Source organism: Roseibium album, assembly GCF_001404515.1.
In the GTDB taxonomy this organism is placed as follows: domain Bacteria; phylum Pseudomonadota; class Alphaproteobacteria; order Rhizobiales; family Stappiaceae; genus Roseibium; species Roseibium album.
In genome coordinates, this window is the sequence record NZ_CXWE01000005.1 from 137,998 (window position 1) to 150,394 (window position 12,397).

The following is a 12,397-nucleotide window of genomic DNA, read 5'->3' on the forward strand; positions in this document are numbered from 1 at the left end:
AAATCACGCGCCAAACTGAAATCAAGTTGCGCAAACGCAACAAGTACCCGGTCTGCGGACCGATGCCAGGTCGATCCAAAACGAGTTTCTCGAGCCTTCCGTCATCCCCGGACGTAAACTGACTGTTGCAACCGGGCCCATCCTGCCGTAAGAACAAATTCCGTTAACCACCTGCTCATGCTTTTCCCTCAAGCTTGGTGGCTGAAACTGAAGACGACCGAAGGCCCAGTTGAGACCCATGATCGCGGCTCGCGACATTTCCGGATCTGACTTCCACGCGCTGAAGCAGCGCGGCGGCCTCCTTCTACTTGGCGATCTCCTCCTTCTTAGATGCCCCTGAGCGTCGGCTGATCCGCGTTTTGATTAGGCGGAACGGGCACTTAGGGGAGATATTTCAAAAACCCACAACATGATTTCCGGGTCGCGCAGTGGTCTAATCCAGACAAGGGATATAGAACCGGCGATCCAAGCCAGGGACGAAACGACATGACTGCCACCCCCGAAACGGACCATATCCGCATTTTCGACACCACTTTGCGCGACGGTGAACAATCGCCCGGCGCCTCAATGACGCTGGAAGAAAAACTGCAGATTGCCGAGATCCTCGACGACATGGGCGTCGACATCATCGAAGCCGGGTTCCCGATTGCCTCCAACGGCGACTTCGAAGCCGTCGGTGAAATCGCCAAGCGCTCGAAGAACTCCGTGATAGCCGGTCTCGCCCGCGCCATCCACGCCGATATCGACCGCTGCGGCGAAGCTGTGAAACACGCCGGCAAGGGCCGGATCCACACATTCGTTTCCACCTCGCCGATCCATCTGAAATTCCAGATGAACAAGACCGAAGATCAGGTGATGGAGATCATCACCGACACGGTGACCCGCTCGCGCAACCTGATCGACGATGTCGAGTGGTCCGCAATGGATGCGACCCGCACGCCAATCGACTATCTGTGCCGCTGCGTGGAAGCCGCCATCAAGTGCGGCGCAACAACCATCAACCTGCCCGATACGGTCGGTTATGCAACACCGGATGAGTACAAGGCCATGTTCGAGGACATCCGAGAACGGGTGCCCAACAGTGACCAGGCAATCTTCTCCGTGCATTGCCATGACGATCTGGGGCTGGCGGTGGCCAACTCGCTGGCCGGTGTCGCCGGCGGGGCACGACAGATCGAATGCACGATCAACGGCCTGGGCGAGCGCGCCGGAAATGCAGCGCTCGAAGAAATCGTCATGGCAATCCGCACGCGCGGCGATGTCCTGCAATATGCCACCCAGATCGACCCTCAATTCATGGTCCGTGCATCAAAAATGGTTGCCGGAGCGTCCGGCTTTGCCGTCCAGTACAACAAGGCGATCGTCGGCAAGAATGCCTTTGCCCATGAGAGCGGCATTCACCAGGACGGCATGCTGAAAAATGCAGAAACATACGAAATCATGCGTCCGGAAGATGTCGGGGTAAAAGCGACCTCGCTGGTCATGGGCAAACATTCAGGTCGCCACGCGTTCCGCGACAAGCTGCGTGAATTGGGCTTTGAGCTGGGCGACAAGGCGTTGCAGGATGCCTTCCGCCGCTTCAAGGAGCTCGCCGATCGCAAGAAGCATGTCTACGACGAGGACATCGAAGCGCTGGTCGAGGACGAAATCACCATCCTGGGCGAAAGCACAAAGGTCATTGCGTTGACCGTCATTGCCGGCACCGGTGGTCCGCAGAAGGCAATCCTGACCATGGACGTCAACGGCCAGCACATCACCAAGGAAGCCACCGGTGATGGACCGGTCGACGCGACGTTCAATGCGATCAAGGCCATTGTGCCGCACGAGGCGACACTGTCGCTCTACCAGGTGCATGCCGTGACAGAAGGCACAGACGCCCAGGCGGAAGTGTCCGTGCGTCTGGAAGCCGAAGGCCGGATCGCCACCGGCAAGGGAGCCGACACCGACACCCTGGTGGCATCGGCGCGTGCCTATGTCTCGGCCATGAACAAGCTGGCCCTGCGACAACAGACCGACAATCCCGGTGCCTTGCAGGCGGTATGATAGACAAGAAGAGGCTCTGAGCACCATGCCCAGAGCCTCAACCCAAGGCGCTGAATCCGTCTGCAACGAACCACGCTGCCGGCAAACGAGGCCCCCGGGCCAGGCCCGGGACGGCTGGTTGAAAAACCGCGGCACAATCATCTTTCTGCAATTGCGTGCAGGAAACAGAGCCTGTTCAGGCTATTTGCATAGCTCACCCGAATAGCGCACCAGTCCTTGCAGATCGTCAGGATCTCTCAGGTCAACGAGACCATAACTCCTGAAGGTGCCGCTGTAGTCCTCCAGCGTGCCCCGGCTCATGTTTTCCTGAACTTCATAAGTGATCTCGATCATGTAGCGGCCTTCTTTTCCGGGAATTTCAGTCAGGACGCCCCTGTCCCTGGTGAAGATTGCTCCACCGTCTGAGCGGCCAAAATAGTGCTCCATGTCCATTTCCAACCCGGTTTCCGTCACTCGCTGTGCGAGGATTTTTCCGGCTGCGTTGGTCACCGTCCCCATCAGGGTTGCCGAAATGACGACAGGCTTGCCCTTGCCTTCGGAAAAGAAGTTGGGGATGGCGACACCGCCCATGTCCAGACATTCTGCGGCATGAGCAGTCGATGCTGCCAGGACCAGTCCCGTGGCTGCGAGGATTTTCTGCATGAGTTTCATCTTGAGATGTTCCCTAATGTCAAATCGAGAGGTCAACCGCGGGCGATCCGTTCTGTCAGCTGGTGATCCGTCATGGCTTCGCCATCAAGGTTCCAGGTTCCATCCACCGTGTGCACAACGTTGGAATAGATCCGATCCCTGGTGAGATTTCCGTCCGCTTCGTCGACAATGATGTCGGTTGCTTCTTGAAAGAAACCAACCTGGACGTCCCGGTCTGCGAAGGCGAAGGAAGGTGTCTTGCACTCCAGCCAGACGCCCTCCACCGGCTCCCCGCCCGAAAGCGCACCGTTTTTCGGCAATGGCTGGATCTGCATCGTGACATTGGGTGTCATCACCCGGTTACCGGCAAGGCCGTGCCATTTCAGGAATGCGTTGGTGATCCTCGAGCCGGCGCGTTGTCCGGCCTCAGGCGTCAGAACGCCCACGGTGTAGCTAAGTGCAAGTGGCATTGTCAGATCCTTTTCACCCTACATATATAACGTTCGTTATATTTTGATACAGACCCTATTTATGTAGCGATCGTTATATTGTCAATTGATATATAACGATCGCTATCTAAAAATGAGGAAAGCATGGCGAAACAGCAGGTTCGAAAGGCAGAAACACAGAAGTCCTTGCTGTCTGCCGCCAGTAGATCCTTCCGCAGCAAGGGATATGCGGGAGTTGGCGTTGACGGCATTGCGCGTGCAGCAGGCGCAACTTCCGGAGCGTTCTATTCGCATCTTGGCTCAAAGGACGGTGCGTTTCTGGCTGCACTTGAACTGGGGCTTGATGAAGTCATCGAAACGGTTCCCGACTATCAACGGCGCTACAACAGCAACTGGCCGGAAGCTTTTGCGCGCTACTATCTCGGCAGCACTCACCGCAGGGACCTTGCTTGCGGCTGCGCAATGACCGCCCTCTCCCCGGACGTCGTGAGATCCAATGACGAGACGCGAGAACTCTATGAACACAAAATGAAGACGATTGCCGAACTGATCGCAAAAGGACTGGAAGGCGAAAGCGACGACGAAAAGCTAAACAAAGCCTGGGCCTTCCTGAGCATTCTGATCGGAGCGCTCATGACTTCCCGCGCAATGGCGAGTGAAGATCAGGCGGATGCTGTTGCCAGTGCCGCGTTCACATCCGCCATGACAGCCGTCGGGCATGAATAGTCAGAAAGCTTCGTTCCGCTCGATCCGGTAAAATGTGCAAGGAGCACCATGTCTTTCCCGATCGAACCAATGGCTGAAGCCAGCGTTCCGCATGACTTTCAGAGATTTTTCATGTTCCGAACAGGCGAATGCGATCAGATACCTGTTGTCGGTTCTTTCAAAAAACCAACCTGTCAGAGCTGTCGCGATTTCGGATGCATAGCCTTTTCCCCAGGCTGCGCGTTTCAGGCTGTAACCCAGTTCGTATCCATCGGGTTCAGTCATCCAGGTCACACCTGCCCGACCGATAAAGTCACCTTCCCGCGTCAAGACCTTCCATTTGCTCAGCCCCGATCTGCGATGTTCGAAGACATAGCCTTGCAATCGCCGCTCGACCTCTGCCGCCTCCATCGGCACCAGGCCGGGTGACAGATACCGATTGACCTCCGGGTCTGAATGAAGCTCGAAGAGAAGCGGAAAATCCGCGTCCTCAAAAGGAACGATGCGCAGACGTTCGCTCGTCAGAATGTCTTCCGTCAAATTATCGACTTCCAACTAAAAGCCGCGCTGACCGCGGCAGGACAATTGATCTTTGTCAGGAAATTACCGGCGTGCGCCGGACTGTCAATGTCAGGCGCTCATCAGATAGGACTGCATGGACGGGCTGAACAGCTGAAAGACGTCGGCCTGCATGCCTTCAATCACTTTGCTTTCCCGATGGCAAAACCCAACGTTCTGGACCACTTTTCGAACATCCCGGTTATCAGTCCGGATCACCGCCACCAGATGGGAGAAATAGGTGTTTTCAAAGAACCAGCCGGTCAGGGCGGAACACAGGCGCATTGCGAGCGTCGCATCCTGGTCGACAACTTCGGTGGAAAGACAATAGTTCAGGCTGATTTCAGACGTCTCGCTGATGGGGGTGAAACCGGCCCAGCCGAGAAACCGCCCGTCATCCGAGACAGCCTTCCATTTGGCGAAGCCCAGGTCTGCCTGATTCTGCAACGCCGACCTGACCAGATCGGCAGCATCGGCAATCGTGCAGTCAGTTGCAAATTCCGTGCATCGGTTTCCAAAGGGGTCGGCGTGAAGGTCTTTGACGAAATTTATGTCGGACGGGGAAAAGGGAACAAGCCGCACTGAGCCACATTCGAGAAATATCGTCTGCACGTGGTCCTCCCAATGAATTCAGTTCAATTTCCGGCAATCGGTGGAGACTTCAGAACCACCAAGCTCCGACCGACGGAGAGGTAACCCTGAATTGTGCCGACCCAAAGGCACGTCGGACTATAAAATCAAACATGGTAAAAATAAATTCGTATTACCAACAGGTTACCGTAAAACAGCCTGCTGCGGTGCAGCACCCGGAGGTTGACGGGCGCACATCATTTCGGATCCAAAATATCACCAACTTTAATTCCGACTGATGGATCAACCCGTTGCCAATCCGGCATCTGATTGCGGAACCAAGTCTCCTGCCGCTTGGCATATTGCCGCGTTGCAACAGTAAGCCTGTGGACGGTTTCTTCATAACCCGTGTCGCCCGACAGATAGTCACGAATCTCGGCAACACCGATGGCCCGCATGGCCGGTAGTTTTGGGGACAATCCCTGCGCGAGCAACGACCTGACCTCATTTAATCCATCCTCCGCCAGCATGAGTCGCGCCCGCCGCTCGATCCGCTCATGCAACCATGGGCGAGGTGGAGAAAGGACGACCCGGACACAGTCCGTTCCAGATAGAAACGGAGCAGATTGGGCCGAGACCTGCCAGTCGCCAAGCGGTTTACCTGTTGCCAGAAGCACTTCCAGAGCCCTTGCCAGACGCTGCGGGTCCGCAATGGTCACCGCTGCCTCGCCGTCCCCCTTTTCAACCAGCGCTTTCCTGAGCCCTTCGACTCCTTCGCGGTCCGCAAGCCCCCTCGCCTCTTCGCGAATTTCGTCGGGTATGTCCGGCATGTCGGCAAAGCCTTCCGTCAAAGCCTTGAAGTATAGCCCGGTCCCGCCGACAATAATCGGCATGTTTCCCGATGCCTGAACTGAAGCAACCTCCTTCTTTGCCGATCTCAACCAGGCACCGGTTGAAAACGCCGTCGAAGCGGGCAGCATACCGTACAGCCGGTGTTGAACCTGTTTTTCTTCCTCCAGCGAAGGGCGCGCGCTCACAAGTCGCAGGTCTTCATAAAGCTGCATGGAATCAGCATTGAGAATCACACCGTTCAGCGCTTTGGCAACCTCCATCGCCAGTGCGGACTTGCCGCTCGCCGTCGGGCCAGCTATCAGAATGGCTGAAGCCTCAGCAGGCTGCTTCCTCTCGTGTTTCAGGAATTCATCCATGCCTTTAGTTGCCACGTTGGTGTCTACTCCGACAGCCCCCGCCGTCGATCAGGATCTTGTCCGACGCGCCCAGGAAGCCCTGGGGGCGAGCGAGACTGCAACGGTACTGAGTACCGGTGTCGCAGCCGATATCCGTTTCGAAGGCCCCAATGCAAGTACCGCCATGACACTGTTGCGCGAAATCACCGGCACCGCGCCAGTGGATATCTTTGTGCAACCGGAAGAAGGACGCCGCAAGCTCCTTCTTATCGCCGATATGGATTCCACGATGATCCGGCAGGAATGTATCGATGAACTCGCGGCAGAACTGGGACTGAAGGAAAGGATTTCCGACATAACAGAGCGGGCCATGCGGGGAGAAATCGAATTCGAGCCGGCCCTGCGGGAAAGAGTTGCGCTGCTCGCAGGATTACCGGTTTCCGCGATCGATACGGTGCTCAGCAACCGGATCGTCTTGATGCCTGGTGGGCGCACACTTGTTCAGACCATGAAGTCCAACGGTGCCTATTGCGCCCTTGTTTCCGGTGGGTTCACGCATTTCACCCGTGCTGTGGCCGCGATGATCGGTTTCGATGAAAATCAGGCAAATACACTTCTTGAAACGGACGGGCGGCTTGCGGGGAAGGTCAGTGAACCGATCCTGGGTCGTGAAGCAAAGCGTGTCCGCCTGGAAGAGCTTGTGAGCCAGCAGAAATTGTCCTTCGAGGACACGTTGGCCGTGGGCGACGGCGCAAATGACCTGGCCATGATCGAGCGGGCCGGCTCAGGTGTCGCGTATCGTGCAAAACCGGCAGTCGCGGAAATTGCTGATTTCAGGGTCGACCATGGCGATCTCACAGCGCTCCTCTACCTTCAGGGCTATTCTGAAAGCGAGTTTGTCTTGAGCTGATCTGAATTCACGTGACCTCGAGTTGTCTGCATTGAATTCAGGAAGACGGCGCGAGACGCTGTTTGAAAACCAAGGCGAAAAATGACGCCTCTTTTGCTTCTTTGGTGATGATGTGCTTCCTGTTGTTAGCCAGATTCTCGACGCAGGAAAGTTCCTGGTCGTATTGAATGTCAGTTTTCGCCCGTGATTTCTGGTAGTTCTTCAGCTTGCCTTTTTGCAGCCAGTACATTTCACGTGTGATGGCATTGCCCATCGAATAGATCCGCACGTCGAACACCGATGGGTTGTCCAGAAGGCGGGAAATCGCTCCGGGACCATAGCGCCGGTAGCCATGGTAGCGATGTTCGACAAAACTGCACGTCGCGGGCACAAAATGAACGTGTTGGATTTCCGAAGGCTCTTCGACTGTCAGCAGGTCAAGGACTGAGCGGTCATATTGAATGTGCTCCAGTACCGACTGCGTGAAAACGCTGGTAGCCCCTTTGAGCGCAATGCAATCTTCGCCAAGATTTGCAACGGAAAATGTCACACCCGGCTTCTTCATGCCTTTCCAGGAGCCGCGCTCCTGAATGTCACAGCCCTGATAATCTTCGTAGCCGAGCGCTGCGTTCAGGAATTCCGAGTATGATCCAACGCCACATCCCAGATCAAAAATCCGGGGTTTTTCTGGAAATATCCCGGGAAGTTGTTCGAGGATAAAGTCAAAACACAGCGCGCGGGTCGGACTGGCACGCATGATCGCGTCGCCGAAATGGTGCCTCAAGGCCTCAATGTTCAGAACGGGAACATAAGGCTCGACATCAACCGGAAAAGTTTCGAATGGCAGGCGACGCTGTTCAATCCAGGCATTGAACCGGTATTGGAGTTTCTCAAGTTCATTGAGCGGAATGTCCCCGCTGATCCGTTTCCAGGAACTGCTTCTTCCGGTCATCTGAAAATCACTCGTCTTTCAAAACTGTTTTTGAGCACATCGCAATTTCGCAAAACGCATTCCGTCAGCCATCTGTCCTGCGCCTCGAATGGGGCACTTGCCATTGCAGCCGTTTCGCGAGGTTTTTAACGGTATCGGTTCCAAATCCAAACAAAAAAGATTTGCCGATCAGGACGCAACCAGGTGCAGCTGCGCTCGACACCTGGCGCGGGAAAGCACACTCGACACAAAGCAAGCGGCACCAGGTACCAGTTGATGTGAAGCAATTTGAATGTTTCACCGCGGGTCCCGGGGAGACCTGCTGGTGACGGCGGAAATGTATCCTTGAGCCAATTGCGTTGCATAGCTTAAATCTTGAAACAAAAAGGGCGCCGTTGCCGGCGCCCTTTGTCAGCTCGAGAAACTTGCGTTCCCGATTTATTCGTCTTCGATCCGTACGGGAACGAAACGCACGTCTCCGGTCGGGTTGGCAAGTAGCAGGAGCGCCGAGCGACGGCCGTCATCCTTCAGCTTGCCAATTTCCGTTTCCACATCGGTCGGGGTTTCAACAGGTTCCTGGGCGACCTCCTTGATGACGTCACCAGCGGTGATCCGCTTTTCAGCCGCCGAGGAATCCGGTTTGACTTCAGTCACCACGACACCCGTAACATCCGCGTCGATGGAGAACTGCTCACGCAATTGATCGTCCAGTTCCGCAAGCATCATCCCGAGCACTTCGCTCTTTGCAGCCGGTTCTTCCACGGGTTCTTCATCTGTCTCGACACTGGCCTCGGTCGGAGTGTTTTCCTCCAGGCGCTCAAGGATCACATTGATCTTGACCTCGTCGCCCTTGCGCAGAACAACCACTTCGACTTCCTTGCCGATCGCAGTCTCGGCTACCATACGCGGCAACTCGCGCATTTCCTCAACATCCCTGCCATCGAACCTGATGATGACATCACCTGCCTCGATTTTGGCCTTTGCTGCCGGCCCGTCATCCGTGACGCCGGCAACCAACGCACCCATCGCTTCACTCATGGCAAGGCTTTCGGCAATCTCGTCGGTTACTTCCTGAATGCGAACACCAAGCCAGCCGCGCCGGGTTTCACCGAATTCGCGTAACTGGCCGATGACCCGCATTGCAGTCTTGGCCGGAATGGCAAACCCGATACCGATTGACCCACCCGACGGTGAGATGATCGCCGTGTTGATGCCGATCACATTGCCTTGCATGTCAAACAGAGGGCCACCGGAGTTCCCTCGGTTGATGGACGCATCCGTCTGGATGAAGTTGTCATATGGACCAGAATTGATATCGCGGTTACGTGCGGACACGATCCCCACGGTAACGGTGCCGCCGAGTCCGAACGGATTGCCGATCGCCATGACCCAATCACCGACCCGAATGGAGTCCGAATTGCCGAAATCAACGGCTTTCAAAGGGGTTTCCGGCTCTACCTTGAGCACCGCGAGATCTGTTTTCTCGTCCGTGCCGATAATCTCGGCGCGCAGTTGGGTTCCGTCGTTGAAATTGGCGGTGATCTCATCCGCACCTTCAATCACATGATTGTTGGTGATGATGATGCCTTCCTTGCCATCGATCACAAAACCGGAGCCGAGAGATTGAACACGGCGCGGTGCCTGATCGTTGTCCTTGTTCTGCCGGTTGAAGAATTCCTCGAAGAATTCCTGGAAAGGAGATCCGTCGGGAACCTGCGGCATCGGGACGGACCTTCGTCCCTGAACGGTTTGTGCGGTTGAAATGTTCACAACAGCATCACCAAGATTTTCAGCCAGATCCGCAACCGAAACCGGTCCTTGGGCCTGTGCGGTCTGGACAGGCTGAAACGCAATCATTCCGCCCAGCATGAGACCCGCCGCGGCAAACGCGATCCGGGTCATGCGACGGCGAACAATATTTGGAGCCATAGGGCTTTCTCCTCATCCCTGCCGGTTCGGCTGTCTGAAAGGCAGTATCAGCCGATAGTGTCTTAGGACATGTAGTCAAAATATAGAACGGGCGGGAGATTTTTGCCTCTCCCGCCCTGAAACTTTTCGTTATCCGCGTATGATCCACACAATAATCAGGCCCATCGCGGCGATCGCCAGACCTGTCATGCGCAAAGTCTGGTTCGATGTTTCCAGCGCACCCCGCATGATGGTTTTCATACCACCCGGCAGAACTGCGTAAAGAATACCTTCAATCACCAGGACCAGCCCAAGCGCGGTCACAAAGTCGTTCATTGCGCGGCAAGCGACGGCGAGCGTGTCGACACACCGGTACCGTCATCATCGCCCGAACCTGGAAGCGCAGCGCCGGCCGGGTCCTTGAAGAACCGGAAGAAGCTGGAATCCGGCGACAGGACGAGGCTGGTATCGCCCGACTGCAAGCCGGCTTCATAGGCCTGCATGGAACGATAGAACGCGAAGAAGTCCGGATCGGCACCAAATGCCTCGGCGAAGATCTTGTTCCGTTCAGCGTCGCCATCACCGCGGATGATTTCCGAATCCCGTTTCGCTTCGGCAACCAGAACAGTTGCGTCACGATCGGCGCGCGACTTGATCCTGCGGGATTGTTCTTCACCCTGCGCCCGGATCTCTGTCGCCTCACGCTGACGTTCTGTCTGCATGCGCGCGTAAATGGCCTGGGAGTTCGCGTCGGGCAAGTCGGCCCGGCGGATCTTCACATCAATCACCTCGATGCCAAGTTCCTCTGCATTCGCGCTGACGTCACGGCGGATGTTTTCCATCACGCCCGACCGGTCGTCACGCACGAGCGCAACGAAACTGGTCCGGCCGACTTCTGACCGCAGTGAGGATTGCAACAGTGTTGACAGGCGCCGGTTGGCCGTCAACACATTCTGGACGCGTTGGTAGAACAGGACCGGATCCGAGATCTTGTAACGCGCAAACGCATCCACGATCAGTCGTTTCTTGTCCGAGGAAATCGGCTCGAGAGGCGGCATGTTCAGGTTCAGGATACGTTTGTCCAGGTAAACAACGTTCTGGACAAACGGGATCTTGAAGTAGAGGCCGGATTCGGTTTTCGGTTGCTCGATGATCTTGCCGAACTGCAGGACCAGTGCCTGCTGCGTCGGATTGACAACGTAAACGGACAGATATCCGACCACTGCGACGACAACGAGTAGAATTGCTAGAATACCGCTACGCATGATCAGTTACCTCCCGTGCGTGCGGACGGAGTCGAGCCGCGTCCGTTCAAATCGTTCAGCGGCAGGAACGGCAATACGCCGGAGCCTGAAGTTTCGCTGTCGATTATGATCTTGTTATTGGAACCAAGCACTTTTTCAAGCGTCTCGAGATATAGACGTTCCCGAGTCACGTCGGGTGCTTTCTCATACTGCTCGTAAACCTTGGTGAAACGCTGTGACTGACCCGTCGCTTCCGCGATGGTCTGATCCTTGTATGCGTTTGCATCTTCCAGAACGCGTGCTGCCTGACCGCGCGCTTCGGGAACAATCCGGTTGGCGTAGGCTTCAGCTTCGTTGCGGATACGCTCCTGGTCGGCTCGGGCCGCCTGAACATCCCGGAAAGCCTCGATGACCTGGGCCGGCGGGTCAACGCGCTGCATCTGAACTTCTGAAATTTCGACACCGGCATTGTAGGCATCGAGCGTTGTCTGCATCAAGGCCGCCACATCATTCTGAATGGAAACGCGGTTTTCGGTCAGGATCGAATCAATATTGGATCCGCCGACAACCTCGCGCATGGCGCTTTCCGCCACGGCTTTCACTGTCGAAGCAGGCTCTTGAATGTTGAAGAGATAGTCCGTGATGCCTTCGGTGGTGTTCTTGATCCTCCAGAGAACCTTGAACCCGACATCGACGATGTTTTCATCACCGGTAAGCATCAGGCTTTCTTCGGGAATGTCCCGCGCACGGACCGCACCGGACGTGGAATAGGTCTCGTCCACGCCAACCGTCGTTTCACGCTGCAACTCGACTGCGGGCTTGTAGACCTCACCAATCGGATAAGGCAGGTTGTAATTGAAACCCGGCGCTGTCAGTCCAACGACCTTACCAAGAACGAGCTCAACACCGCGTTCGCCGGAATCAACCGTATATATGCCCGTAAACAGCCAGCCGATGACGCCAATACCAATGACGATCAGGATGCCGGCAAGGCCGAGACCACCGCCGCCGCCGCCGCCAGGTAAAACAGACTTCATGCGGTCCTGAGTTTTCTTCAACAGCTCTTCCAGGTCGGGCGGATTGCCACCGCCGCCGCCGCCACCCCGGTTCGGACCGCCGCCCCATGGGCCGCCATTGTTTCCACCACCGCCGCCCCATGGGCCGCCATTGTTTCCGCCACCCTTCCAGGGGCCACCGCCACCTGACTGATTGCTCCAAGGCATCAAGACTTCCTTCTGTGAACTCCGGCAGCACCTGCCGGACATGGGCATGTGCCCGTTCTG

The 12,397-nt window shown here is 56.1% G+C and carries 13 protein-coding genes; 3 read left to right on the forward strand and 10 right to left on the reverse strand.

Annotation, left to right across the window (positions count from 1 at the left end; all coding sequences use genetic code 11):
* Positions 1-486 precede the first annotated feature (486 nt).
* On the forward strand, positions 487-2,043 hold the full coding sequence (locus LA5095_RS17520; RefSeq protein WP_055117243.1) for a 2-isopropylmalate synthase: 1,557 nt from the start codon (positions 487-489) through the stop codon (positions 2,041-2,043).
* A gap of 180 nt (positions 2,044-2,223) precedes the next feature.
* Here LA5095_RS17520 and LA5095_RS17525 read toward each other — a convergent pair whose 3' ends face one another.
* Positions 2,224-2,694, reverse strand: a complete 471-nt coding sequence (locus tag LA5095_RS17525; protein WP_055117245.1) for a hypothetical protein — start codon at positions 2,692-2,694, stop codon at positions 2,224-2,226.
* 32 nt (positions 2,695-2,726) lie between these two features.
* Positions 2,727-3,143, reverse strand: coding sequence for a hypothetical protein (locus tag LA5095_RS17530; protein WP_055117246.1), 417 nt, complete (start codon positions 3,141-3,143; stop codon positions 2,727-2,729).
* A gap of 123 nt (positions 3,144-3,266) precedes the next feature.
* Here LA5095_RS17530 and LA5095_RS17535 point away from each other — a divergent pair, with 123 nt between their 5' ends.
* Entirely contained in the window at positions 3,267-3,848 is a 582-nt protein-coding gene (locus LA5095_RS17535; protein ID WP_055117248.1) for a TetR/AcrR family transcriptional regulator, read from the forward strand.
* Here the strand turns inward: LA5095_RS17535 and LA5095_RS17540 are convergent, their stop codons facing one another.
* The 3 genes from LA5095_RS17540 to miaA all read right to left on the reverse strand — a co-directional run bounded on the left by LA5095_RS17540 (position 3,849) and on the right by miaA (position 6,178).
* Positions 3,849-4,367, reverse strand: coding sequence for a GNAT family N-acetyltransferase (locus LA5095_RS17540; RefSeq protein ID WP_158510399.1), 519 nt, complete (start codon positions 4,365-4,367; stop codon positions 3,849-3,851).
* A gap of 90 nt (positions 4,368-4,457) precedes the next feature.
* Complete coding sequence (locus tag LA5095_RS17545) at positions 4,458-4,997, reverse strand: GNAT family N-acetyltransferase (RefSeq protein WP_208992748.1); 540 nt, start codon at positions 4,995-4,997, stop codon at positions 4,458-4,460.
* A 215-nt stretch (positions 4,998-5,212) separates the two neighbouring features.
* Positions 5,213-6,178, reverse strand: coding sequence for a tRNA (adenosine(37)-N6)-dimethylallyltransferase MiaA (gene miaA, locus LA5095_RS17550; RefSeq protein ID WP_235808868.1), 966 nt, complete (start codon positions 6,176-6,178; stop codon positions 5,213-5,215).
* On the opposite strand from miaA, the gene serB reads away from it, so the two are divergent.
* Positions 6,162-7,052, forward strand: coding sequence for a phosphoserine phosphatase SerB (gene serB, locus LA5095_RS17555; protein ID WP_055117255.1), 891 nt, complete (start codon positions 6,162-6,164; stop codon positions 7,050-7,052). The two genes, miaA and serB, sit on opposite strands and share 17 nt — an antisense overlap.
* 37 nt (positions 7,053-7,089) lie before the next feature.
* Here serB and LA5095_RS17560 read toward each other — a convergent pair whose 3' ends face one another.
* From LA5095_RS17560 to hflK, 5 genes are all read right to left on the reverse strand, one after another.
* On the reverse strand, positions 7,090-7,983 hold the full coding sequence (locus tag LA5095_RS17560; protein WP_055117256.1) for a class I SAM-dependent methyltransferase: 894 nt from the start codon (positions 7,981-7,983) through the stop codon (positions 7,090-7,092).
* A gap of 417 nt (positions 7,984-8,400) precedes the next feature.
* Positions 8,401-9,891 (reverse strand): Do family serine endopeptidase, encoded by a 1,491-nt coding sequence (locus LA5095_RS17565; RefSeq protein ID WP_055117259.1) that lies wholly within the window; start codon positions 9,889-9,891, stop codon positions 8,401-8,403.
* A gap of 129 nt (positions 9,892-10,020) precedes the next feature.
* Entirely contained in the window at positions 10,021-10,206 is a 186-nt protein-coding gene (locus tag LA5095_RS17570) for a DUF2065 domain-containing protein (protein ID WP_055117261.1), read from the reverse strand.
* Positions 10,203-11,135, reverse strand: coding sequence for a protease modulator HflC (hflC, locus tag LA5095_RS17575; protein WP_055117263.1), 933 nt, complete (start codon positions 11,133-11,135; stop codon positions 10,203-10,205). The genes LA5095_RS17570 and hflC overlap by 4 nt, the downstream gene beginning before the upstream one ends.
* 2 nt (positions 11,136-11,137) lie before the next feature.
* A complete protein-coding gene (gene hflK, locus LA5095_RS17580) occupies positions 11,138-12,337 on the reverse strand; it encodes an FtsH protease activity modulator HflK (protein ID WP_055117264.1) in 1,200 nt (399 codons plus the stop codon).
* Positions 12,338-12,397 lie beyond the last annotated feature (60 nt).

Excerpts from the sequence above, each read along its gene's own strand:
- LA5095_RS17565 (WP_055117259.1), bottom strand. The coding sequence starts at position 9,891 with ATGGCTCCAAATATTGTTCGCCGTCGCATGACCCGGATCGCGTTTGCC.
- LA5095_RS17525 (WP_055117245.1), bottom strand. The coding sequence starts at position 2,694 with ATGAAACTCATGCAGAAAATCCTCGCAGCCACGGGACTGGTCCTGGCA.
- LA5095_RS17520 (WP_055117243.1), top strand. The coding sequence starts at position 487 with ATGACTGCCACCCCCGAAACGGACCATATCCGCATTTTCGACACCACT.
- LA5095_RS17530 (WP_055117246.1), bottom strand. The coding sequence starts at position 3,143 with ATGCCACTTGCACTTAGCTACACCGTGGGCGTTCTGACGCCTGAGGCC.
- hflK (WP_055117264.1), bottom strand. The coding sequence starts at position 12,337 with ATGCCTTGGAGCAATCAGTCAGGTGGCGGTGGCCCCTGGAAGGGTGGC.
- serB (WP_055117255.1), top strand. The coding sequence starts at position 6,162 with ATGCCTTTAGTTGCCACGTTGGTGTCTACTCCGACAGCCCCCGCCGTC.
- LA5095_RS17570 (WP_055117261.1), bottom strand. The coding sequence starts at position 10,206 with ATGAACGACTTTGTGACCGCGCTTGGGCTGGTCCTGGTGATTGAAGGT.
- LA5095_RS17560 (WP_055117256.1), bottom strand. The coding sequence starts at position 7,983 with ATGACCGGAAGAAGCAGTTCCTGGAAACGGATCAGCGGGGACATTCCG.
- hflC (WP_055117263.1), bottom strand. The coding sequence starts at position 11,135 with ATGCGTAGCGGTATTCTAGCAATTCTACTCGTTGTCGTCGCAGTGGTC.
- LA5095_RS17535 (WP_055117248.1), top strand. The coding sequence starts at position 3,267 with ATGGCGAAACAGCAGGTTCGAAAGGCAGAAACACAGAAGTCCTTGCTG.